The following is a 21,667-nucleotide window of genomic DNA, read 5'->3' as shown; positions in this document are numbered from 1 at the left end:
CCCAGCAGCCCGGGGCACCGTGCGACCGCCCGCACCGACCTCGCTCGACGAGCTGTGGCGCTCGTACAAGGACACCGGCGACGAGCGGCTGCGGGAGCAGCTGATCCTGCACTACTCGCCGCTCGTCAAATACGTCGCCGGACGGGTCAGCGTGGGGCTGCCGTCCAACGTGGAACAGGCCGACTTCGTCTCCTCCGGCGTCTTCGGCCTCATCGACGCCATCGAGAAGTTCGACGTCGAGCGGGCGATCAAGTTCGAGACGTACGCGATCACCCGCATCCGCGGCGCCATGATCGACGAACTCCGCGCCCTGGACTGGATCCCGCGCTCCGTCCGCCAGAAGGCCCGCAACGTCGAGCGCGCCTACGCCACCCTCGAAGCCCAGCTCCGCCGGACCCCCTCCGAGAGCGAGGTCGCCGCGGAGATGGAGATCACGCTGGAGGAACTGCATGCGGTTTTCAGCCAGTTGTCCCTGGCGAACGTGGTCGCCCTGGAAGAGCTGCTGCACGTCGGCGGCGAGGGCGGCGACCGGCTCTCCCTCATGGACACCCTCGAGGACACCGCCGCCGACAACCCCGTCGAGGTCGCCGAGGACCGCGAGCTGCGCCGGCTGCTCGCCCGCGCCATCAACACGCTCCCCGAGCGCGAGAAGACCGTCGTCACGCTCTACTACTACGAGGGCCTGACCCTCGCCGAGATCGGCCACGTCCTCGGGGTCACCGAGAGCCGCGTCAGCCAGATCCACACCAAGTCCGTCCTCCAGCTCCGCGCCAAGCTGGCCGACGTCGGCCGCTGAGGCTTGCGGGCCGGTCGTACAGTGGAGCCGTGCCCAGGATTCGAGCGGCCTCGGTGGCCGAGCACCGGACCATGCAGCGCGGCGCCCTCCTGGACGCCGCGCGTTCCCTGCTGTCCGAGGGCGGTACGGAGGCACTGACCTTCCCCGCCCTCGCCGAGCGCACGGGCCTCGCCCGCTCGTCGGTCTACGAGTACTTCCGGTCCCGCGCCGCCGTCGTCGAAGAACTGTGCGCCGTCGACTTCCCCGTCTGGGCCGCCGAGGTCGAGGCCGCCATGGCCGGCGCCGAGACGCCCCACGGCAAGGTCGAGGCGTACGTCCGCACGCAGCTGGACCTCGTCGGGGACCGGCGCCACCGGGCCGTCGTCGCCATCTCGGCGAGCGAGCTCGACGACGGCGCCCGCGAGAAGATCCGAGCGGCCCACGGCGGCCTCGTCGCCATGATCGTCGAAGCCCTCGCCGCCCTGGGCCAGCCCGAGCCCCGCCTGGGCGCCATGCTCCTCCAGGGCGTCGTCGACGCCGCCGTCCGTCGCATCGAGCTCGGCGCGGCCGAGGACCCCACGGCCATCGCCGAAGCAGCGGTCACCATGGCCCTCCACGGAGTGGCCGGCCCCCCGGTCTAGGACCTGATCCGCCGGACAGGCCCTAGCCGTCGGTGAGCTCGGCCCAGCCGTCGGTGAGCGGGAGCAGCCGGGACGGCGGCCTTCTCGTCAGCAGGAGCGGGTTCAGATAGGTCTCGCCCCTCAGGAGGCCCCAGTGGAGGCAGGACCGCGGGCAGTGGGGGCCCTCCGTGACTTCGGCGATCGGGGTGCCCGGTGCGACCCGGGCGCCCCGGGGGACCAGCGGGGTCACAGGGGTGAAGGTCGTGCGGAGCGGGGGAACGCCCGTGCCCGGGAGGGTGAGGGTGACGGCGCCGCGGCCGCCCACCGGGCCCGCGAACGTGACCGTGCCCGCCGCCGGGGCGAGCACCGGGGTGCCCGGCGGCGCGGCGAGGTCCACGCCGCGGTGACCCGCGGCGTACGGGCCGGGCGGGGGCTGCCAGCCGCGGAGGATCTCCGGAGGGGGAGGGCCCACCGGCCAGAGGAGGGTCAGGGTCGCGAGCAGGGTGAGCAGATGCATGAGGGAAGGGTTTCCCGAGTGTTCGGTTCGTTCCGGTAACCGGCGGTATCTGTGGACTACTCGCCGGTTGTGGACAGCGCCGTCACCCAGTGCTCCCGGGGTCCCGTACACTTCCTATGGCGACTCGGGTCACCGGGTCGACTTCGCACGCCCCGCCACCAGTCCTCGCGGCGGGTGGCAGCGCCTTTCGGTCCTTCGTGGCACGGCGCGCCGGGGCGTCAGGAACACAACCGAGAAACCCAAGGAGATACGGCCATGGCCGTCGTCACGATGCGGGAGCTGCTGGAGAGCGGCGTCCACTTCGGTCACCAGACCCGTCGCTGGAACCCGAAGATGAAGCGCTTCATCTTCACCGAGCGCAACGGCATCTACATCATCGACCTGCTCCAGTCGCTGTCGTACATCGACCGCGCCTACGAGTTCGTCAAGGAGACCGTCGCGCATGGCGGCTCCATCATGTTCGTCGGTACGAAGAAGCAGGCCCAGGAGGCCATCGCCGAGCAGGCGACGCGTGTCGGCATGCCGTACGTCAACCAGCGTTGGCTCGGTGGCATGCTCACCAACTTCTCCACCGTCTACAAGCGTCTGCAGCGCCTCAAGGAGCTCGAGCAGATCGACTTCGAGGACGTCGCCGCCTCGGGTCTCACCAAGAAGGAGCTCCTGGTCCTCTCCCGCGAGAAGGCCAAGCTGGAGAAGACCCTCGGTGGTATCCGCGAGATGCAGAAGGTGCCGAGCGCCGTCTGGATCGTCGACACCAAGAAGGAGCACATTGCCGTCGGTGAGGCGCGCAAGCTCCACATCCCGGTCGTCGCGATCCTCGACACCAACTGCGACCCCGACGAGGTCGACTACAAGATCCCGGGCAACGACGACGCGATCCGCTCCGTCACCCTGCTCACCCGCGTGATCGCCGACGCCGTCGCCGAGGGCCTCATCGCCCGCTCCGGCGCCGCGACCGGCGACTCGAAGCCGGGCGAGAAGGCCGCCGGCGAGCCCCTCGCCGAGTGGGAGCGCGACCTCCTCGAGGGCGAGAAGAAGGCTGACGAGGCTGTCGAGGCCCCCGCCGCCGAGGCCGCCCCGGCCGAGGCCGCCGCCGAGGCTCCGGCCGCGGACGCCGAGCAGGCCTGACCCTTCAGGACCCTGAGGACCTTCGGGTGACGACGGCGGGGGCCCACGAAGCCCCCGCCGTCCACCCGTGGACCCGCCCGATCTTTCAGACTTCGAGAGAGAAACAGACTCATGGCGAACTACACCGCCGCTGACGTCAAGAAGCTCCGCGAGCTCACCGGCGCCGGCATGATGGACTGCAAGAAGGCCCTGGACGAGGCCGACGGCAACGTCGACAAGGCCGTCGAGGCGCTCCGTATCAAGGGCCAGAAGGGCGTCGCCAAGCGCGAGGGCCGCTCTGCCGAGAACGGCGCCGTGGTCTCCCTCATCGCCGACGACAACACCTCCGGCGTCCTCGTCGAGCTGAAGTGCGAGACGGACTTCGTCGCCAAGGGTGACAAGTTCCAGGCCGTCGCCGCCCAGCTGGCCGAGCACGTCGCCGCCACCTCCCCGGCCGACCTCGAGGCCCTGCTCGCCTCCGAGATCGAGGCCGGCAAGACCGTGCAGGCGTTCGTCGACGAGGCCAACGCCAACCTCGGCGAGAAGATCGTCCTGGACCGCTTCGCGCAGTACGCCGACGGCTTCGTGTACGCGTACATGCACCGCACGATGCCCGACCTCCCGCCGCAGATCGGTGTCCTCGTCGAGTTCGACAAGGCCGACGCCGACGTCGCCAAGGGTGTCGCCCAGCACATCGCCGCCTTCGCGCCGAAGTACCTCACCAAGGAAGACATTCCGGCCGAGGTCGTCGAGTCCGAGCGTCGCATCGCCGAGGAGACCACCCGCGCCGAGGGCAAGCCCGAGGCCGCGATCGCCAAGATCGTCGAGGGTCGCGTCAACGGCTTCTTCAAGGACGCCACGCTGCTCGGCCAGCCGTACGCCCTCGACAACAAGAAGTCCGTCCAGAAGGTCCTGGACGAGGCCGGTGTCACCCTGAAGCGCTTCACCCGCATCAAGGTCGGCATCTGAGTCCGTACGCAGACGCGACGGACACCGGACCCCGGTAGGGTCTGAGGCAGTCGTCCGCGCCCGCGCAGGACGACCGCAGATCTGACGAGGAGGCCATTGCCGCACGGGATACCGAGAGGACCCAAGGCAATGGCCTCCTTCGTATGTGCACGAGGAGATCTCCATGAATCAGGCCGCCGTACAGGGCGACGACAACAACGGCAAGAAGGCCGGCCGCTACATGCTGAAGCTGTCCGGAGAAGCCTTCTCCGGCGGCACCGGCCTGGGTGTCGACCCGGACGTCGTGCACGCCATCGCGCGTGAGATCGCGGCCGTCGTCCGCGACGGCGCGGAGATCGCGATCGTGATCGGTGGTGGCAACTTCTTCCGCGGCGCCGAGCTCCAGCAGCGCGGCATGGACCGGGCCCGCTCCGACTACATGGGCATGCTCGGCACCGTGATGAACTGCCTCGCCCTCCAGGACTTCCTGGAGAAGGAGGGCATCGACTCGCGCGTCCAGACCGCCATCACCATGGGCCAGGTCGCCGAGCCGTACATCCCGCTGCGCGCCGTGCGCCACCTGGAGAAGGGCCGCGTGGTCATCTTCGGTGCGGGCATGGGCATGCCGTACTTCTCCACGGACACCACCGCCGCCCAGCGCGCCCTGGAGATCGACGCCGAGGCCCTGCTCATGGGCAAGAACGGCGTGGACGGCGTCTACGACTCCGACCCCAAGCGCAACCCCGACGCGGTCAAGTTCGACGCGCTCGAGTACGGCGAGGTGCTCTCCCGCGACCTCAAGGTCGCCGACGCCACCGCCATCACCCTGTGCCGGGACAACAACCTCCCGATCCTCGTCTTCGAACTGCTCGCCGAGGGCAATATCGCTCGCGCGGTGAAGGGTGAGAAGATCGGCACGCTCGTGAGCGACCAGGGCACCCGGGCCTGACCCGAACCGGGGAACCGCCCCGCAAGGGGATGGACAGAGCCCTGCCGGTCGTACACCGTGCAGGACACAACGCGACGACACGCAGGAGCAAGTGGTGATCGAAGAGACCCTCCTCGAGGCCGAGGAGAAGATGGAGAAGGCCGTCGTGGTCGCCAAGGAGGACTTCGCCGCGATCCGCACCGGCCGTGCGCACCCGGCGATGTTCAACAAGATCGTGGCCGACTACTACGGTGCCATCACCCCCATCAACCAGCTGGCGTCCTTCTCCGTCCCGGAGCCGCGCATGGCCGTGGTGACGCCGTTCGACAAGAGCGCCCTGCGCAACATCGAGCAGGCGATCCGGGACTCGGACCTCGGGGTCAACCCCAGCAACGACGGCAACATCATCCGCGTGGTGTTCCCCGAGCTGACCGAGGAGCGCCGCCGGGAGTACATCAAGGTCGCCAAGGGCAAGGCCGAGGACTCGAAGATCTCGATCCGCTCGGTCCGCCGCAAGGCCAAGGAGACCATCGACAAGTTCGTCAAGGACGGCGAGGTCGGCGAGGACGAGGGCCGCCGCGCCGAGAAGGAGCTCGACGACACCACCGCGAAGTACGTCGCGCAGGTGGACGAGCTGCTCAAGCACAAGGAAGCCGAGCTGCTCGAGGTCTGATGAACGACTCTTCCTGGGGGGCGCCGGCCGGTTCAGGCCTCGGCGGACCCGACCAGGGGCCTGCCCCGGCGGGTCCCGCATACGATCGGCAGCAGGCGGCGCAGACTCGGCCCATGCCCATCGTGCCCGACGTTCCCGCCGGCGGATTCCAGGACGGTCACGGCCGGGGGGCCGCTCACCCGAGCGGTCCCCTGTTCCGTGACGAGACGCCGCACGAGCACCCGCAGGAGCCCATGTCCAGCCCCACCCCGCCTCCGCCGCCCGCGCCCTCGTCGGCGCCCCGGCAGAAGAAGAGCGCGGGCCGTGACCTGGGCGCGGCCATAGGCGTCGGGGTCGGCCTCGGCGCCGTCATCATCGCCTCGCTGTTCATCTGGAAGCCGGCGTTCGTCGGGGTGATAGCGGTCGCCGTGGTCGTCGGCCTCTGGGAGCTCACCTCCCGCCTCCAGGAGCGCAAGGCGATCAAGGCTCCGCTGGTCCCGCTCGCGGTCGGCGGCGCGGCGATGGTCGTCGCCGGTTACGTCCGGGGCGCCGAGGGCGCCTGGGTGGCGATGGCCCTGACGGCGCTCGCGGTGCTCGTCTGGCGGATGACGGAGCCTCCCGAGGGCTACCTGAAGGACGTCACGGCGGGGGTCTTCGCCGCGTTCTACGTGCCGTTCCTGGCGACGTTCGTGGCGCTGCTGCTGACCGCGGACGACGGGCCGCAGCGGGTGCTGACCTTCCTGATCCTGACCGTGGTCAGCGACACCGGGGCGTACGCGATCGGCTGGCGCTTCGGCAAGCACAAGCTGGCCCCGCGGATCAGCCCCGGCAAGACCCGGGAGGGTCTGGTCGGCGCGGTGACGTTCGCGATGGCGGCGGGCGCGCTGTGCATGCAGTTCATGATCGACGACGGCGTCTGGTGGCAGGGCCTGATCCTCGGTCTGGCGGTGGCGGCGAGCGCGACGCTCGGCGACCTCGGCGAGTCCATGATCAAGCGCGACCTGGGCATCAAGGACATGGGCACGCTGCTGCCGGGGCACGGCGGCATCATGGACCGCCTCGACTCGCTGCTGCCCACGGCGCCGGTGGTGTGGCTGCTGATGGCGCTGTTCGTCGGCACCGGCTGACCGGCGCTTTCGTCGGGCTTGTGGAAGGGCCCCCGGCCCGCACGTCAGGTGCGGACCGGGGGCCCTTCGCATGCCGTGAGGGCACGGCGTCCCACGCGTCAGCCGCGGTCCGGGTCGATCCCTGCCGCGACCGCCTGTACGCGGGCGATCTGGAGCTTCGCCGCGTACTTCACGTTGTCGGGCGAGGTGTCGCTCGCCATGACGTAGGCCACGACGGAGCCGACGCGCATGACGACATCGATGCTGTTGTCGTGCTGGAACGCCTCGGTCTCCTCGGCGCCGGTGTCCATCTTCAGCGGCTTCACCGGGTGCTCGTCCGCCTCGCCGGGCTTCCGCTTCTGCTCCGCGAGAGCCTTCATCTCCGTGGCGGCCCCGGCCGCGTCGGCGAAGGCGAGGAGGCTGAATTCGACACGCGCGCCGTCCGGGTCGCGCGACTCCATGTCCTTGTGCCCGGCCACCTGGATCCCGGCGGCGCACGGCGACCTCGTCAGCTCGGCGCAGCCCCTGAGGGCGTCGGCGTCCTGGACCACGATGGTTTCGCCGCTGGACATGGTCTCCAAGCTGCCGTCGGCCGGGAGCGCGGCGTACATGTCGGTCGCGTTGATCGACACCGGGGGGAAGTTCGGAGTGATGCTCTGCTGGTCGGTGGGAGCCGACGACCCGCCGCCTCCCTGGCCTCCCTGGGCGGGCGAGTCCGCCGTCGCCCTGTTCGTCGGCGCGCCTCCCGCCGTCGTGCTCCCGTCCTCGCACGCCGTCAGCGCGAGCGCCAGCACCGCCGCGACGGCGGCCCCCCGTACAACAGCCTTCATCCGGGCTCCTCCGATGACCTGATCATGATCCATTGGCGTGGACACTCAACATCATCGGGCGTGCGATCGGCCAATCGTGCGATCGGCCGATCCCTGGGGCGCGCCCTTCCCGGAATTCGTCTGCGACACTGGTGAGACCATGCCCAAGCCCGGAGAACTCACTTTCGTCGCCCCCCGCGGAGCCAAGAAGCCGCCGCGGCACCTGGCCGACCTCTCGCCCGCCGAGCGGAAGGAGGCCGTCGCCGCGATCGGCGAGAAGCCGTTCCGCGCCAAGCAGCTGTCCACGCACTACTTCGCGCGGTACGCGCACGACCCCGCCGAGTGGACCGACATCCCGGCCGCCTCGCGGGAGAAGCTGGCCGGGGAGCTGCTGCCCGACCTGATGTCCGTGGTGCGGCACATCTCGTGCGACGACGACACCACCCGTAAGACCCTGTGGAAGCTGCACGACGGCACGCTCGTGGAGTCGGTGCTCATGCGCTACCCCGACCGGGTGACCATGTGCATCTCCTCGCAGGCCGGCTGCGGGATGAACTGCCCGTTCTGCGCGACCGGGCAGGCGGGCCTCGACCGGAACCTGTCGACCGCCGAGATCGTGCACCAGATCGTGGACGGCATGCGGGCCCTGCGCGACGGCGAGGTGCCCGGGGGACCGGCGCGGCTCTCCAACATCGTGTTCATGGGCATGGGCGAGCCCCTCGCCAACTACAAGCGGGTCGTCGGCGCCATCCGGCGCCTCACCGACCCCGAGCCGGACGGGCTCGGGCTCTCGCAGCGCGGCATCACCGTCTCCACCGTCGGCCTCGTGCCCGCGATGCTCCGCTTCGCCGACGAGGGCTTCAAGTGCCGTCTCGCCGTCTCGCTGCACGCGCCCGACGACGAGCTCCGCGACACCCTCGTGCCCGTCAACACGCGCTGGAAGGTCCGGGAGGTCCTCGACGCGGCCTGGGAGTACGCGGAGAAGTCCGGGCGCCGGATCTCCATCGAGTACGCCCTCATCCGGGACATCAACGACCAGGCCTGGCGCGGCGACCTGCTCGGCCGGCTGCTCAAGGGCAAGCGGGTGCACGTCAACCTGATCCCGCTGAACCCGACGCCCGGCTCGAAGTGGACGGCCTCCCGCCCGGAGGACGAGAAGGCCTTCGTCGAGGCGATCGCCCGCCACGGCGTGCCGGTGACCGTCCGGGACACCCGCGGTCAGGAGATCGACGGCGCCTGTGGACAGCTCGCGGCCTCCGAGCGCTGACCTTGTAGTCTGAGCTCGAACACATCTCCATATTCCGACAGGGGAGCGCCACAGCGCTGAGAGTGCGGTAACCGTAGACCGCAGACCCTCTGAACCTCGCCCAGGTCATTCTGGGTAGGAAGTTCGGTCGTAACTCAAGCTGTTGCGCCCTGCCCGCGTCCGGTCCGCCGGACGTGGGCAGGGCCGCGTCTCTTCCTGGTCATACCCAGGAGGAATCCAGTGAGCATCAAGAAGGCCGCCGCCGCCGCGCTCGTCGCGGCGCTCGGCGTCACGAGCCTCGCCGCGTGCGGCACCGACGACGTGCGGGGCGAGGCCGGCAAGACCGACCAGCCCGCGCCGAAGACGGTGACGCTGGTGAGCCACGACTCGTTCAACGCCTCCAAGGAAGTCCTCGCCGACTTCACCAAGCAGACCGGTTTCACGGTCAAGGTGCTGAAGAGCGGCGACGCCGGTGAGGCCGTCAACAAGGAGATCCTGACCAAGGGGTCCCCGCAGGGTGACGTCTTCTTCGGCGTCGACAACACGCTGCTCTCCCGCGCCCTCGACAACGGGATCTTCGTCCCGTACGAGGCGAAGGGCCTGGACCGGGTCCCGGCGGCGTACCAGCTCGACAAGGAGCACCGGGTCACCCCGATCGACTCCGGCGACATCTGCGTCAACTACGACAAGAAGTACTTCGCCGACAAGAAGCTGGCGCCGCCGCAGACCTTCGACGACCTCGTGAAGCCGGCGTACAAGAACCTCCTCGTCGTGGAGAACCCCGAGCTGTCCTCCCCGGGTCTCGGCTTCCTCCTCGGCACGGCCGCCGAGTACGGCGACGACGGCTGGCAGGACTACTGGAAGAAGCTCAAGGCCAACGGTGTGAAGACCGTCGACAGCTGGGAGCTCGCCTACAACCAGGAGTTCTCCGGCTCGGCCGGCGGCAAGCAGGCCAAGGCCGACCGGCCGCTGGTCGTGTCGTACGCCTCCAGCCCGCCGGCCGAGGTGCTGTACGGCGAGCCGCAGCCGAAGGTGGCGCCCACCGGCGTCTCCACCGGGACCTGCTTCCGCCAGATCGAGTTCGCGGGTCTGCTGAACGGCGCGAAGAACCCCGAGGGCGGCAAGGCGCTGATCGACTTCCTGATCTCCAAGAAGTTCCAGGAGGACATGCCGCTCCAGATGTTCGTCAACCCGGTGGCGAAGGACGCGGCCCTGCCGGAGCTGTTCACCAAGCACGGCGTGGTGGTCGAGAAGCCGGAGACCATGGCGCCCGAGAAGATCGCCGAGAAGCGTGACCCGTGGATCCAGCAGTGGTCGTCGCTCGTCCTGAAGTAAGGCGAGACGTCGTAAGGCGAGACGTCCGGGGGAGCGCGACGCGGCTGGGGTTCATGGCCCTGCCCGTCGCGTTCTTCGGGGTCTTCTTCGCCTGGCCCGTCGTGTCCATCGTGGACCGGGGGCTCAGGCCCGCCGGGGCGTGGGACCTCGGCCGGGTCGGGGAGACCCTGTCGCGGCCGGACATCCTCGACGTGCTCGGCTTCACCGTGTGGCAGGCGCTCGCCTCCACCGGTCTCACCCTCCTGGTCGCGCTGCCCGGGGCGTACGTCTTCGCCCGCTTCGACTTCCCCGGCAAGAGCGTGCTGCGGGCCGTCGTCACCGTGCCGTTCGTGCTGCCGACCGTCCTCGTCGGCACGGCGTTCCTGGCGCTCGTCGGCCGGAACGGGCTCACCGACGAGCTGTGGGGGCTGCGGCTCGACACCAGCGTGTGGGCGATCCTCCTCGCGCACGTCTTCTTCAACTACGCGGTCGTCGTCCGGACCGTCGGCGGCCTCTGGGCGCAGCTCGACCCGCGCCAGGAGGAGGCCGCCCGGGTCCTCGGCGCCTCCCGCTGGGCGGCCTGGCGGACGGTGACGCTGCCCGCGCTGGTGCCGGCGGTGGCGGCGGCCGCCCTGATGGTCTTCCTCTTCACCTTCACCTCCTTCGGCGTCGTGCAGATCCTCGGCGGGGACGCGTACACCACCCTCGAGGCCGAGATCTACCGGCAGACCGCCCGGCTGCTCGACCTGCAGACGGCGGCCGTGCTCACGCTCGTGCAGTTCGCGGCCGTGGGCGCGATCCTCGGCGTGCACTCCTGGACGGTACGGAGACGGGAGACCGCGCTGCGGCTCGTGGCCCCGGAGTCGACCGCGCGCCGGCCGCGCGGCGCCGGGCAGTGGACGCTGCTCGCGGGTGTCCTCGTCTCGGTGACGCTGCTGATCCTGCTGCCGCTCGGCGTGCTCGTGGAGCGGTCCTTCGCGGGGCCGGACGGGTACGGGCTGCGCTACTACCGGGCGCTCGGCTCGCTCGACGAGGCCGGGACCTTCCTCGTCCCGCCCCTGGAGGCGATCGGGAACTCGCTGCGGTACGCGGTGGCCGCCACCGCCATCGCGGTGCTGATCGGCGGGCTCGCGGCGGCGGCGCTCACCCGGCGGCGGGCCGGTCGGCTCGTACGGGGCTTCGACGCGCTGCTCATGCTGCCGCTCGGGGTTTCCGCCGTGACCGTCGGCTTCGGCTTCCTCATCACCCTCGACGAGCCGCCGTTCGACCTGCGGGCCAGCTGGATCCTCGTACCGCTCGCCCAGGCCCTGGTCGGCGTCCCCTTCGTCGTACGCACGATGCTGCCGGTCCTGCGCGCGGTGGACGAGCGGCTGCGGGAGGCGGCGGCCGTGCTCGGCGCCTCGCCGTGGCGGGCCTGGCGGGAGGTGGACCTGCCGCTGGTGCGGCGGGCGCTGCTCATCGCGGCCGGGTTCGCGTTCGCGGTGTCGCTCGGCGAGTTCGGGGCGACCGTCTTCATCGCCCGGCCCGAGAGCCCGACGCTGCCGGTGGCGGTGGCCCGGCTGCTCGGCCGGCCCGGCGAGCTCAACTACGGCCAGGCGATGGCCCTCTCGACGATTCTGATGGTGGTGTGCGCGGTGTCCCTGCTGCTGCTCGAACGGCTCCGCACCGACCGGACCTCCGGGGAGTTCTGATGCTTTCGATCGAGGACGCGACCGTACGGTTCGGTCGGCGGGCCGTGCTCGACGCCGTGGACCTGGAGGTCGCCGAGCACAAGATCGTGTGCGTGCTCGGCCCCAGCGGCAGCGGCAAGTCCACGATGCTGCGGGCCGTCGCGGGCCTCCAGCCGCTCGACGGGGGCCGGGTGCTGCTCGGCGGCGCCGACCAGGCCGGGGTGCCGGTGCACCGGCGGGGCGTCGGCCTGATGTTCCAGGACCACCAGCTGTTCCCGCAGCGGGACGTCGGCGGCAACGTCGCCTTCGGGCTTCGCATGCGGGGCGCCGGGAAGGCCGAGCAGGCGGAGCGGGTGCGGGAGCTGCTCGACCTCGTCGGCCTCCCCGGTGCCGAGCGGCGCTCCGTCGCCGCGCTCTCCGGCGGCGAGCAGCAGCGGGTGGCGCTCGCCCGCGCCCTGGCGCCCCGGCCCCGGCTCCTGATGCTCGACGAGCCGCTGGGCCAGCTCGACCGGGGGCTGCGGGAGCGGCTCGTCGTGGAGCTGCGGCAGCTCTTCGGGCGGCTCGGGACGACGGTCCTCGCCGTCACCCACGACCAGGGCGAGGCCTTCGCGCTCGCCGACCGGCTCGTGGTCATGCGGGACGGGCGGATCGCCCAGTCGGGTGCGCCGGACGAGGTGTGGCGGCGGCCCGCGTCGGAGTTCGTGGCGCGGTTCCTCGGCTTCGACAACGTGGTGACGGCGCAGGTGACGGGGACGGTCGCGCAGACCGTGTGGGGCAAGATCCCGGTCCCCGACGGCTCCCCGGAGGGGGAGCGGCGGCTCCTCGTCCGCCCGGGCGGGGTGCGGCTCGTGGAGTCGCGTCCCGTCTGGACGGTGGAGTCCCGGACCTTCCGGGGCAGCCAGGTCCTCGTACGGCTCCGCCCGGCCGAGGGGCCCGCCCTGGAGGCCGAGATCCCGCTGCGGGAGGCGCCGGAGGAGGGCGCCGGGGTGGGTGTGGAGTTCCGGGCGGAGGACGTGGTGGTGCTGGGGGAAGACGGCCCGTAGAGGTGCGATGAGTTTCGGGCGCGGGGGGAGTCTCCTGGTTGTTCGTCGTTTTTCTGTCGATCACCAGGAGGAAGATCCATGGGCCAGCAGCTGCTGAGAGTCCAGAACTTCAACGTCTCGTCCGACGGATACGGGGCCGGGGAGGGCCAGAGCCTGGAGCGGCCGTTCGGCCACGCCGACCCCGGGGAGATGTTCTCCTGGGCCGGTGCCACGGCGAGCTGGCCGATGCGGACCGATCCCGGGGGCAGCCGCGGCCTCGACGACTACCTGACGCGGGACTACGCGCGGAACATCGGCGCCGAGATCATGGGCCGCAACAAGTTCTCGCCCCTGCGCGGGCCCTGGGAGAACGAGGACTGGCGCGGCTGGTGGGGCGACGAGCCGCCGTTCCGCACGCCGGTGTTCGTCCTCACCCACCACCCGCGCCCGTCGTTCACGCTCTCCGACACGACGTTCCACTTCGTCGACGCGGACCCGGCGACGGTGCTCGCCCAGGCGAAGGAGGCGGCCCGGGGGAAGGACGTCCGCCTCGGCGGCGGCGCCGCGACCATCCGGGAGTTCCTCGACGCCGACCTCGTCGACACGCTGCACGTCGCGGTCTCACCGGTGAAGCTCGGGTCGGGGTCGCGGCTGTGGGAGTCGCCGGAGGAGCTGTTCGACCGCTTCCACTGCGACGTCGTGCCGAGTCCGGGCGGCAAGGTGACGCACCACCTGTTCTGGCGGAAGTAACCTCGCCGCCCGTTGCGGGCCCGCGCCCCGCGCCGTTGTGGGCCCGCCCCCGCTATGCCCCCAGTCGCTCCAGTGCCTCCGGGGCCTCGTCGATCGAGTCCACCAGGGCGATCCGGCTCGCCATCGGGCGGCCGGTGGCGAGGGTCTCCAGGAGGGGCCAGGCCGGGAGGCGGGTGGTCCAGTGGGTGCGGTTGACCAGGACCATCGGGGTCGGGGCACCCCGGGAGCCGTAGTAGTTCGGGGTCGCGTTGTCGAAGATCTCCTGGACCGTGCCCGCCGCGCCCGGCAGGAAGACGATGCCCGCCGTCGAGCGGGCGAGCAGGCCGTCCTCCCGGGTGGCGTTGGCGAAGTACTTGGCGATGTGGGCGGCGAAGGGGTTCGGCGGCTCGTGGCCGTAGAACCAGGTGGGGATGCCGACCGAGTCCCCTCCGTCCGGCCACATCGCCCGTACCGCGAAGGCCGCCCGGGCCCAGTCCGTCACCGAGGGGGTGAACGACGGGGCCTCGGAGAGGAGGTCGAGCGCCCCCACCAGGGCGGCGTCGTCGAAACGCGCCAGGTACGCGCCGAGGTTCGCGGCCTCCATCGCGCCCGGTCCGCCGCCGGTCGCCACGGTGAGCCCGGCGCGGGCCAGGGACCTGCCGAGCCGGGCGGCGCCCGCGTACGCCTCGGTGCCCCGGCCCATCGCGTGCCCGCCCATGACGCCGACGACCCGGGCCCCGTCGAGGTGTTCGTCGAGGGCGTCGGAGACGGCGTCGTCGTGGAGGGAGCGGAGCATCGAGGAGAAGATGTCGCCGTCGGCCCTGGTCCGGCCGAACCACGTGTACGCGAGGAAGTCGGGCGTCGACTCGTACCCGGTCTCGGCGATCCCCGCGAAGAGTTCCTCGGGGACGTAGAGCCTGGCCCGGTACGGGTCGAAGGGCAGTTCGGGGACGGGCGGGAAGACGAGGGCCCCGTCGGCGCGGACCTTGGCGGCGGCCTCCGGCTCCATGGGGCAGCCGAGGAAGACGGCCTCGGCGGTGGCGGCGGTGAGCAGGGCGAAGGTCCGGCCGGTGAGGTCGACCGACTGGATCCGCTGTCCGGCGAGCGAGCCGGGACGGGCGAGCGCCGCGTCGAACTCGGCGAGGGTGTGGATCTCGCGTCCGTGCCCGCGCGGTCCGGGCGGGCGGTGTGCCGGGGGAAGCGTCGCCATGGGCCCACGATAGGGGCCGCCGTGACGGGCGGCCCCTCGGGAAGTCCGGCCGATCGGGCCGGCTTCGCGGCGTCCGACACCGCTTCGTCCGGCCTGTTCGGCGGGCCGCCCCCTCGTGCGGGTCGCTCAGGGGACCGCCGTCTGCGCGGCCCCTCGTGGCGGCGGCTCAGCCGGTCAGCGGCAGCGCCGCCAGTTCCGCCACCGCCCAGGTCAGCGGTGCGAAGACGGCGAGCAGCGCGCCCGCGCGCAGCAGGGCCGCCGTGCGCAGGACCGTGGGCGGGGCGCCGATGCGGAGGAGGGCCTCGGTGGTGTGGGCGCGGCCCTGCCGGGATTCAAGGGCGGCGGTCAGGAGGGTGGCGGTGGTGCAGGCCAGGATGAGGGCCGCGCCGAGGCCGGTGAGCGGGCCGAAGGCGTCGGAGCCCGCGTCCGCGTCGTACAGCGCGGTCGCCGCGAGGGTTCCGGAGATCACCGCGCTGACCACGCCGAGCGGGCGGCCGATGCGGCGGGACTCGTCCATCAGGACGCGGCCCGCGAGCAGGCGGGTGGCGCCCGGCCGGACGGCCTGGAGGAGCCGGCCGCAGCCGTGGGCGAGGCCCGGGCCCGCCAGGGCGAGGCCCACGGCGGTGAGGACCCAGCCGACGAGGACACCTGCCGGGTTGCCGTCGAAGCGGCCCGGGAGGGGGAAGCCGCTTCCGGAGTCGCCCTGGGCCGCGTACGTCTCGATCGCGAGGCCGACCGAGACGAGGGCGACGCCCCAGGGCAGCCCGGACGGCATCGTCCTCTCGGCGCCCTCCGGTGCGGCGGGCGCGCTGCGGGGGCGCAGCGCCAGACCGGCCGCCGTGGCGGCGACGACCGGCAGGACGGCGAGCAGGGTGAGGGCGGCCGCGAGCGGGACCGGCTGGTCGGCGGCGAGGAGCCCGGCGGCCGCACCGTCGAAGGGCAGGCCCGTGATGTCGCCGCGCAGGTGCAGGTAGAAGAGGAGGGCGACCACGGAGCCGAGCGTGCAGGCGACGGCCGTCGAGGCGGCGGCGATCGCGGTGAGCCGGGCGGGGCCGAGGCCGACGGCGGAGAGCCCGGGGCGCGGCCGGGTGCTGGGGTCGGTGCGGGCCACCGCGACGGCGAACTGCACGGTGGCGGCGAGCGGCAGGACGCACCAGAGGAGTCGCAGCACCGAGGCCGAGGACCGTTCCGGGTGCCCGACGGCGTATCCGAGGGTGCAGAGCAGGAGGAAGCCCACCCCCGCGGCCGCGGCGGCCACGAGGAGCCGGCGCGTCAGGACGAGGGGGTGGGTCCCGCGGGCTAGACGGAGAGCGAGCACGCGGCGACGCCCTCCGCCCCTGACGTCGGGGGTACGGTGCCGACCCGGCGTCCGTCGAGCAGGGGGACCGTGCGGTCGGCGAGCGCCGCGACCTCGCCGTCGTGGGTGGCGAGGAGCACGGTGATGCCGTGCGAGCGGGCCGCGGCCGTCAGGGTGCGCAGGACCTGCGCGCCGTCGGCCCGGTGCAGGGTCGCGGTGGGCTCGTCGGCGAAGAGGACCGACGGGGTGGTGACCAGGGCGCGGGCGATCGCGATCCGCTGGCGCTGGGACTGGGTGAGGGCGTGCGGCCGTTTGCGGGCGCAGCCGCCGATGTCGAGCCGCTCCAGCCACTCGGTGGCGGCGGTCTTCGCGGCCCGGTGGGAGAGCCCGCGGAGCAGCAGCGGCAGGGCGGTGTTCTCCCAGCCGGTGAGCTCGGGGACGAGGCCGGGCTCGGGGTCGATCCAGCCGAAGCGGTCGCGCCGGAGCCGTTCGCGCTGGGCGGGGGCCAGGGTGTGCACGGGGGCGCTGTTGAACCAGACCTCGCCCTGCTGGGCGACGAGCTGGCCGGAGAGGCAGCGCAGGAGGGTGGTCTTGCCGCTGCCGCGGGGGCCGACGACGGCGAGGATCTCTCCCTCGCGGACGCCGAGGGAGACGCCGCTGAGGGCGTCCGAACCGCCCAGGGAGCAGTGCAGGGAACGCGCCCAGAGCACGTCGTTGTCCGGTGGGGCCATCGCGTACACCTCGATGTCGGATCCGATACTCGCCTTCCCCCGCCCGGGGGAACGAAGGGACGGGCCTGTCGGTCACTCGGCACCGTAAGGATTCAGATCCGGTTGTACGGACAGCACACGGCCCGGGCAGCCGCCATCCACTCGGATGGCGGCATACCCGGGCCGTGGGGTCACGCCGTGAGGGCGGCGTGATGCTGGAGGGACCGCCGTGGTTCGGTCCTTACAGCCTGGTTCTTACAGCTCGGTGCTTACAGCTTGGTCCACGCCTCGGTGAGCACGTTGCGCAGGATGCCCTCGATCTCGTCGAAGGTGCCCTGGTCGGCGATCAGCGGCGGGGCCAGCTGGATGACCGGGTCGCCACGGTCGTCGGCGCGGCAGTACAGGCCGGCGTCGTACAGCGCCTTGGAGAGGAAGCCGTACAGGACGCGCTCCACCTCCTCGTCGTTGAAGGACTCCTTGGTGGCCTTGTCCTTGACGAGCTCGATGCCGTAGAAGAAGCCGTTGCCGCGGACGTCGCCGACGATCGGGAGGTCGTGCAGCTTCGACAGCGTCGAGTAGAAGGCGCCCTCGTTGTCCAGCACGTGCTGGTTGAGGCCTTCCTTGTCGAAGATGTCGAGGTTGGCGATCGCGACGGCCGAGGACACCGGGTGGCCACCGAAGGTGTAGCCGTGCAGGAAGGTGTTGTCGCCCTTGTAGAACGGCTCGGCGATGCGGTCCGAGACGATGCAGGCGCCGATCGGGGAGTAGCCCGAGGTCATGCCCTTGGCGCAGGTGATCATGTCCGGCACGTAGCCGAACTTGTCACAGGCGAACATCGTGCCGAGGCGGCCGAAGGCGCAGATCGTCTCGTCGGAGACGAGCAGCACGTCGTACTGGTCGCAGATCTCGCGGACGCGCTGGAAGTAGCCGGGCGGCGGCGGGAAGCAGCCACCGGCGTTCTGCACCGGCTCCAGGAAGACGGCCGCGACGGTGTCGGGGCCCTCGAAGAGGATCTGCTGCTCGATCTGGTCGGCGGCCCAGCGGCCGAAGGCCTCGGGGTCGTCGCCGTGGATCGGGGCGCGGTAGATGTTGGTGTTCGGCACCTTGTGCGCGCCGGGGACCAGCGGCTCGAAGGGGGCCTTCAGGGCCGGCAGACCGGTGATGGACAGGGCGCCCTGCGGGGTGCCGTGGTAGGCGACCGCACGCGAGATGACCTTGTACTTGGTGTGCTTGCCCTGCAGCTTGAAGTACTGCTTGGCGAGCTTCCAGGCGGTCTCGACGGCCTCGCCGCCACCGGTGGTGAAGAAGACCTTGTTCAGGTCGCCCGGGGCGTAGTCCGCGAGGCGCTCGGCGAGCTCCACGGCCTTGGGGTGCGCGTACGACCACACGGGGAAGAACGCGAGCTCCTGGGCCTGCTTGTACGCGACCTCGGCCAGCTCCTGGCGGCCGTGTCCGGCGTTGACCACGAAGAGACCCGCGAGGCCGTCGAGGTAGCGCTTGCCCTTGTCGTCGAAGATGTAGGTGCCCTCACCACGCACGATGGTGGGGACGGGGTTGTTCTCGTAGGACGACATGCGGGTGAAGTGCATCCACAGGTGGTCGTACGCGGTCTTGGACAGGTCCTGGGTCACGGTTATCGAGTTCCCCACATATAGGTCTGCTTCTTGAGCTTGAGGTAGACGAAGCTCTCCGTGGAGCGCACGCCGGGGAGGGTGCGGATGCGCTTGTTGATCACATCCAGCAGGTGATCGTCGTCCTCACAGACGATCTCCACCATGAGGTCGAAGGAGCCCGCGGTCATCACCACGTACTCGCATTCGGCCATGGCCGTCAGTGCGTCCGCGACCGGATCCAGGTCACCCTCGACGTTGATGCCGACCATCGCCTGCCGCCGGAATCCCACGGTGAGCGGGTCGGTGACGGCGACGATCTGCATGACGCCCTGGTCGAGCAGCTTCTGGACGCGCTGCCTCACGGCTGCTTCGGAGAGGCCGACGGCCTTTCCGATCGCCGCGTAGGGACGGCGTCCGTCCTGCTGGAGCTGTTCGATGATCGCCAGGGAGACGGCATCGATCGTCGGGGACGAACCGGTTCCGGTTCTTGAGTGGTTGCTTTGACTTGCCACGCCTTCACTGTGCACCGAGATTGTCAGTCATGCAAGCCCGGAGCGATGAAATTCGTTGTGAGCAGCTCCTGATCATGCTGAATCCGAAGTTGAGGGGGGTCGGGGCTGTTGAAAGCGTCTGTCGAGCGATTAGGCTGAGGTGTCTCGTCCACCGGGACGCCGCACAAGGATGTGCGAAGACAGAACGTGACAGGAGGGGTGGCAAGTGACCACCGAGCTGCGCCGGCTGCGTAACTACATCAACGGGGAGTTCCGCGACGCGGCCGACGGCCGCACCATCGAGGTGGTCAACCCGGCCACCGGTGAGGTGTACGCCACCTCCCCGCTTTCCGGGCAGGCCGACGTCGACGCCGCCATGGAGGCTGCCGCGGCCGCCTTCCCCGCCTGGCGTGACAGCACGCCGTCCGAGCGCCAGAAGGTGCTCCTCAAGATCGCCGACGCCTTCGAGGAGAGGGCCGAGGAGCTCGTCGCCGCCGAGGTCGAGAACACCGGCAAGCCGGTCGCCCTCACCGCGAGCGAGGAGATCCCGCCGATGGTGGACCAGATCCGCTTCTTCGCGGGTGCCGCCCGGATGCTCGAGGGCAAGTCCGCCGGCGAGTACATGGAGGGCATGACCTCCATCATCCGCCGTGAGCCGGTCGGCGTCTGCGCCCAGGTCGCGCCGTGGAACTACCCGATGATGATGGCCGTGTGGAAGTTCGCCCCGGCCCTCGCCGCGGGCAACACCGTCGTCCTCAAGCCCTCGGACACGACCCCCGCGTCGACCGTCCTGATGGCCGAGATCATCGGCCAGATCGTCCCCAAGGGCGTCTTCAACGTCGTCTGCGGCGACCGCGAGACGGGCAAGGCCATGGTCGAGCACCCGACCCCGGCGATGGCCTCCATCACCGGCTCGGTCCGCGCCGGCATGCAGGTCGCCGAGTCGGCGGCCAAGGACGTCAAGCGCGTCCACCTGGAGCTGGGCGGCAAGGCCCCGGTCGTCGTCTTCGAGGACACCGACATCGAGGCCGCCGTCGGCGACATCTCGGTCGCGGGCTTCTTCAACGCCGGCCAGGACTGCACGGCCGCGACCCGTGTCCTCGTGCACGAGTCCATCCACGACGAGTTCGTCGCCGCCCTCGCCAAGGCCGCCGCCGAGACGAAGACCGGCCAGCCGGACGACGAGGACGTGCTCTACGGCCCGCTCAACAACGCCAACCAGCTGAAGCAGGTCACCGGCTTCATCGAGCGCCTCCCGGCCCACGCCAAGGTCGAGGCCGGCGGTCACCGCGTCGGCGACAAGGGCTACTTCTACGCCCCGACCGTCGTCTCCGGCCTCAAGCAGGACGACGAGATCGTCCAGAACGAGGTCTTCGGCCCGGTCATCACCGTCCAGTCCTTCACGGACGAGGCCCAGGCCCTGGAGTTCGCGAACGGCGTCGAGTACGCCCTCGCCTCCTCCGTCTGGACCAAGGACCACGCGCGCGCGATGCGCATGTCCAAGGCCCTCGACTTCGGCTGCGTGTGGATCAACACCCACATCCCGCTGGTCGCCGAGATGCCCCACGGCGGTTACAAGAAGTCCGGCTACGGCAAGGACCTCTCCTCCTACGGCTTCGAGGACTACACGCGCATCAAGCACGTCATGACCTCCCTGGGCTGAGCCCCGGCAGGACCCCGCGCGGCCCCGGCACCCTTGATCGACAGGGTGTCGGGGCCGCGCGCCGTCGCTCGACGGACCGTCCATTGCCGCAGGTCGCGGCGGGCCGGGATGCTGCTCGGGTGAGAGCGACAGCCAGGAAACACATGTCCCGCCGGTCCCTCCTCCGCGGCATCGGCGGTGCCGGGGCCGCGGCCCTGCTCGCCGGGTGCGGGGTCCCCGCCGCCCACGTCGACGAGCGGGACCGGGCCGGCCGGGACCTCTCGGCGCGCGACCGGAGCCTCGAATTCGCCAACTGGCCGCTGTACATCGACACCGATGACGACGACACCTCGAAGCGGCCCACCCTGGACGCCTTCCGGAAGCGGACCGGGATCTCCGTCCGGTACACGGAGGAGATCAACGACAACGACGAGTTCTTCGGCAAGATCAGCCCGTCCCTGATGAACCACCAGGAGACCGGCCGCGATCTGATCGTCGTCAGCGACTGGATGGCCGCCCGCTTCGTCCGCCTCGGCTGGGTCCAGGAGATGGACCGCGCCGCCCAGCCGAACGTCGCGAAGAACCTCAACCCCCAGCTGCGCGAGCCCGCCTTCGACCCCGGCAGGCTGCACAGCGTGCCCTGGCAGTCCGGGATCACCGGCATCGCGTACAACCGCAGGAAGCTCGGCCGGGAACTGCGCTCCACCAAGGAGCTGTGGGCCGAGGACCTGCGCGGCAAGGTCACCCTGCTGTCCGGCCTCGACGAGTCCATGGCGCTGCTCCTGATGGGCAACGGCGTCGACGTCGCCAAGTGGACCGGCGACGACTTCCACGCCCTGTGCGAGCAGATCGAGGGGCTCGTCCGGACCAAGCACATCCGGCGCTTCACCGGCAACGACTACATCAAGGACCTGTCCACCGGCGACGTCCTCGCCTGCCAGGCGTACTCCGGCGACGTCATCCAGCTCCAGGCCGACAACCCGGACATCGAGTTCGTCGTCCCCGAGGAGGGCGCCGAACTGTGGGCGGAGTCCCTCATGGTCCCCAACCTCGCCCAGCACAAGACCAACGCCGAGAAGCTCGTCGACTACTACTACGAGCCCGAGGTCGCCGCCGAACTCGCCGCCTGGGTCAACTACGTCTGCCCGGTGCCCGCCGCCCAGGACGTCCTGGGCGGCGGGCACGAGGAGGTCGTCGTCGCCCGAGTCCGCCAGGACGTCCTGGGCGTCGGGCACCGGGCAGACGTAGCTGACCCTGTCGG

21 protein-coding genes and 1 riboswitch are annotated in these 21,667 nt (G+C 70.9%); of the genes, 14 read left to right on the top strand and 7 right to left on the bottom strand.

Going from position 1 to position 21,667, the window contains the following annotated elements:
- On the top strand, positions 1-796 hold a 796-nt coding region (gene whiG, locus CCN56_RS05820; protein ID WP_256961783.1), incomplete at its 5' end, for an RNA polymerase sigma factor WhiG.
- A 53-nt stretch (positions 797-849) separates the two neighbouring features.
- Positions 850-1,416 (top strand): TetR/AcrR family transcriptional regulator, encoded by a 567-nt coding sequence (locus tag CCN56_RS05815; RefSeq protein WP_086824237.1) that lies wholly within the window; start codon positions 850-852, stop codon positions 1,414-1,416.
- A 22-nt stretch (positions 1,417-1,438) separates the two neighbouring features.
- On the opposite strand, the gene CCN56_RS05810 is transcribed toward CCN56_RS05815, so the two are convergent.
- Positions 1,439-1,912: a M23 family metallopeptidase gene (locus CCN56_RS05810; protein WP_086824235.1), complete on the bottom strand. Its 474-nt coding sequence runs from the start codon at positions 1,910-1,912 to the stop codon at positions 1,439-1,441.
- A 255-nt stretch (positions 1,913-2,167) separates the two neighbouring features.
- Here CCN56_RS05810 and rpsB point away from each other — a divergent pair, with 255 nt between their 5' ends.
- From rpsB to CCN56_RS05785, 5 genes are all read left to right on the top strand, one after another.
- Positions 2,168-3,040 (top strand): 30S ribosomal protein S2, encoded by an 873-nt coding sequence (gene rpsB, locus CCN56_RS05805; protein ID WP_041134287.1) that lies wholly within the window; start codon positions 2,168-2,170, stop codon positions 3,038-3,040.
- A gap of 111 nt (positions 3,041-3,151) precedes the next feature.
- Positions 3,152-3,988: a translation elongation factor Ts gene (gene tsf / locus CCN56_RS05800; protein WP_086824233.1), complete on the top strand. Its 837-nt coding sequence runs from the start codon at positions 3,152-3,154 to the stop codon at positions 3,986-3,988.
- A gap of 163 nt (positions 3,989-4,151) precedes the next feature.
- Positions 4,152-4,916 (top strand): UMP kinase, encoded by a 765-nt coding sequence (gene pyrH, locus CCN56_RS05795; RefSeq protein ID WP_086824242.1) that lies wholly within the window; start codon positions 4,152-4,154, stop codon positions 4,914-4,916.
- Between the two features lie 94 nt (positions 4,917-5,010).
- Positions 5,011-5,568: a ribosome recycling factor gene (gene frr / locus CCN56_RS05790; protein ID WP_030690629.1), complete on the top strand. Its 558-nt coding sequence runs from the start codon at positions 5,011-5,013 to the stop codon at positions 5,566-5,568.
- Positions 5,568-6,674 carry a phosphatidate cytidylyltransferase gene (locus CCN56_RS05785; protein WP_086824231.1) on the top strand — a complete coding sequence of 369 codons (1,107 nt, stop codon included), beginning with the start codon at positions 5,568-5,570 and terminating at the stop codon, positions 6,672-6,674. The genes frr and CCN56_RS05785 overlap by 1 nt, the downstream gene beginning before the upstream one ends.
- Before the next feature lie 98 nt (positions 6,675-6,772).
- Here the strand turns inward: CCN56_RS05785 and CCN56_RS05780 are convergent, their stop codons facing one another.
- Positions 6,773-7,483: a hypothetical protein gene (locus CCN56_RS05780; protein ID WP_086824229.1), complete on the bottom strand. Its 711-nt coding sequence runs from the start codon at positions 7,481-7,483 to the stop codon at positions 6,773-6,775.
- A 139-nt stretch (positions 7,484-7,622) separates the two neighbouring features.
- On the opposite strand from CCN56_RS05780, the gene rlmN reads away from it, so the two are divergent.
- The 5 genes from rlmN (at position 7,623) to CCN56_RS05755 (ending at position 13,464) form a co-directional block, all read left to right on the top strand.
- A complete protein-coding gene (gene rlmN, locus CCN56_RS05775) occupies positions 7,623-8,729 on the top strand; it encodes a 23S rRNA (adenine(2503)-C(2))-methyltransferase RlmN (RefSeq protein WP_086824227.1) in 1,107 nt (368 codons plus the stop codon).
- Between the two features lie 29 nt (positions 8,730-8,758).
- Positions 8,759-8,868: riboswitch (TPP riboswitch) on the top strand.
- An 80-nt stretch (positions 8,869-8,948) separates the two neighbouring features.
- Entirely contained in the window at positions 8,949-10,043 is a 1,095-nt protein-coding gene (locus tag CCN56_RS05770; protein ID WP_086824226.1) for a thiamine ABC transporter substrate binding subunit, read from the top strand.
- Positions 10,044-10,096: 53 nt separating this feature from the next.
- Positions 10,097-11,713, top strand: a complete 1,617-nt coding sequence (locus CCN56_RS05765) for an iron ABC transporter permease (protein WP_179199700.1) — start codon at positions 10,097-10,099, stop codon at positions 11,711-11,713.
- Entirely contained in the window at positions 11,713-12,735 is a 1,023-nt protein-coding gene (locus CCN56_RS05760) for an ABC transporter ATP-binding protein (RefSeq protein WP_086824222.1), read from the top strand. Before CCN56_RS05765 ends, CCN56_RS05760 begins: the two co-directional genes overlap by 1 nt.
- A 78-nt stretch (positions 12,736-12,813) precedes the next feature.
- Positions 12,814-13,464, top strand: a complete 651-nt coding sequence (locus tag CCN56_RS05755) for a dihydrofolate reductase family protein (protein WP_086824220.1) — start codon at positions 12,814-12,816, stop codon at positions 13,462-13,464.
- A gap of 52 nt (positions 13,465-13,516) precedes the next feature.
- Here the strand turns inward: CCN56_RS05755 and CCN56_RS05750 are convergent, their stop codons facing one another.
- From CCN56_RS05750 to CCN56_RS05730, 5 genes are all read right to left on the bottom strand, one after another.
- Positions 13,517-14,653, bottom strand: a complete 1,137-nt coding sequence (locus CCN56_RS05750; protein ID WP_086824218.1) for an LOG family protein — start codon at positions 14,651-14,653, stop codon at positions 13,517-13,519.
- A gap of 166 nt (positions 14,654-14,819) precedes the next feature.
- Positions 14,820-15,971 (bottom strand): hypothetical protein, encoded by a 1,152-nt coding sequence (locus tag CCN56_RS05745; protein WP_086824216.1) that lies wholly within the window; start codon positions 15,969-15,971, stop codon positions 14,820-14,822.
- The gene (locus CCN56_RS05740) at positions 15,953-16,681 is read right to left on the bottom strand and encodes an ABC transporter ATP-binding protein (RefSeq protein WP_086824214.1); all 729 of its coding nucleotides are present in this window, start codon (positions 16,679-16,681) and stop codon (positions 15,953-15,955) included. The genes CCN56_RS05745 and CCN56_RS05740 overlap by 19 nt, the downstream gene beginning before the upstream one ends.
- A 248-nt stretch (positions 16,682-16,929) precedes the next feature.
- The gene (locus CCN56_RS05735; protein ID WP_179199699.1) at positions 16,930-18,309 is read right to left on the bottom strand and encodes an aspartate aminotransferase family protein; all 1,380 of its coding nucleotides are present in this window, start codon (positions 18,307-18,309) and stop codon (positions 16,930-16,932) included.
- Positions 18,294-18,800 (bottom strand): Lrp/AsnC family transcriptional regulator, encoded by a 507-nt coding sequence (locus tag CCN56_RS05730; protein WP_107484099.1) that lies wholly within the window; start codon positions 18,798-18,800, stop codon positions 18,294-18,296. Before CCN56_RS05730 ends, CCN56_RS05735 begins: the two co-directional genes overlap by 16 nt.
- 190 nt (positions 18,801-18,990) lie before the next feature.
- Here CCN56_RS05730 and CCN56_RS05725 point away from each other — a divergent pair, with 190 nt between their 5' ends.
- Positions 18,991-20,427 (top strand): gamma-aminobutyraldehyde dehydrogenase, encoded by a 1,437-nt coding sequence (locus CCN56_RS05725; RefSeq protein ID WP_086824209.1) that lies wholly within the window; start codon positions 18,991-18,993, stop codon positions 20,425-20,427.
- A 143-nt stretch (positions 20,428-20,570) separates the two neighbouring features.
- Positions 20,571-21,667 (top strand): spermidine/putrescine ABC transporter substrate-binding protein (locus CCN56_RS05720; protein ID WP_107484098.1); only part of this gene is annotated, 1,097 nt, incomplete at its 3' end.

It is taken from the genome of Streptomyces sp. NRRL B-24572 (assembly GCF_002156145.1).
Taxonomy (GTDB): Bacteria; Actinomycetota; Actinomycetes; order Streptomycetales; family Streptomycetaceae; genus Streptomyces; species Streptomyces vietnamensis.
This window is presented reverse-complemented; position numbering and strand designations above follow the sequence as displayed.